This window comes from Escherichia sp. MOD1-EC7011 (genome assembly GCF_002965005.1).
Classification (GTDB): Bacteria; Pseudomonadota; Gammaproteobacteria; order Enterobacterales; family Enterobacteriaceae; genus Escherichia; species Escherichia ruysiae.
In genome coordinates this window covers 1-1,109 of sequence record NZ_PTRD01000067.1, presented here as the reverse complement: position 1 = coordinate 1,109, position 1,109 = coordinate 1, and the positions used below count along the sequence as shown (strand labels likewise).

1 pseudogene is annotated in these 1,109 nt (G+C 49.0%); it reads left to right on the top strand.

What is annotated here, in order from left to right:
* Window positions 1-73: 73 nt before the first annotated feature.
* Window positions 74-1,109: pseudogene (locus tag A7098_RS23035) on the top strand (IS3 family transposase); the annotation flags it as partial.

The following is a 1,109-nucleotide window of genomic DNA, read 5'->3' as shown; positions in this document are numbered from 1 at the left end:
TGTAGTGGCATAGTGAATTTGGCCACCTGAATAGAGGTGATATCATCACCTCATAGTCAAAACAGGTGACATTATGACCGGACGTAACAGACGCAATTTTAGCCCCGAGTTTCGCCTCGAGGCTGCCCAGCTTGTACTCGATCAGCATTACACCGTTGCCGCCGCTGCCACTGCGATGAATGTCGGCAAATCCACGATGGATAAATGGGTTCGACAACTGAAAGAAGAGCGAGCGGGAAAATCACCCATAGCTTCACCCATGACACCTGAGCAGATTGAAATACGTGAGTTGAAGAAAAGACTTCAACGCGTTGAAATGGAAAGGGATATATTAAAAAAGGCTACCGCGCTCTTGATGTCAGACTCCCTGAACAATTCTCATTAGTTGAGAAACTCAGGGCGCGGTTTCCTGTTGCCGTTGTGTGCAACGTGTTTGGGGTTCATCGCAGCAGTTATAAATACTGGCGGCAGCCCAAGAAGCCTGACGCCACGAAAGTGGCATTACTGAGCCTTGTGCGTGAAGTTTATCACGAAAGTAACGGTTCAGCAGGAGCGCGAAGCATTGCCGCAATGGTCACCACCAAAGGTATAAAACTGAGCCGCTGGCGGGCAACAAAGCTGATGAAAGCGCTCAATATTATCAGCTGTCAGCAACCTGGCCATCGTTATAAGAAGGCGTCTAAGGAACACATTGAGATCCCTAATTATCTGGATCGCCAGTTTGCTGTTACCGAGCCTAATCAGGCTTGGTGCGGTGATGTGACTTATATCTGGACGGGAAAACGCTGGGCTTATCTGGCTGTTGTACTCGATTTGTTTTCCCGCAAACCGGTTGGCTGGGCGATGTCATTTTTCCCTGATTCCGCACTGACAGGTAAAGCCCTGTCGATGGCCTGGGAAGCACGGGGGAAACCGGCTAATTTACTGTATCACTCGGATCAAGGCAGTCACTATACCAGCAGGAATTTCAGACAGTTACTGTGGAGATATCAGATAAAGCAAAGCCTGAGTCGCCGGGGAAATTGCTGGGATAACAGCCCAATGGAACGGTTCTTCAGAAGCCTGAAAACAGAGTGGGTACCGGATAATGGCTACGCGAATTTTAGTGA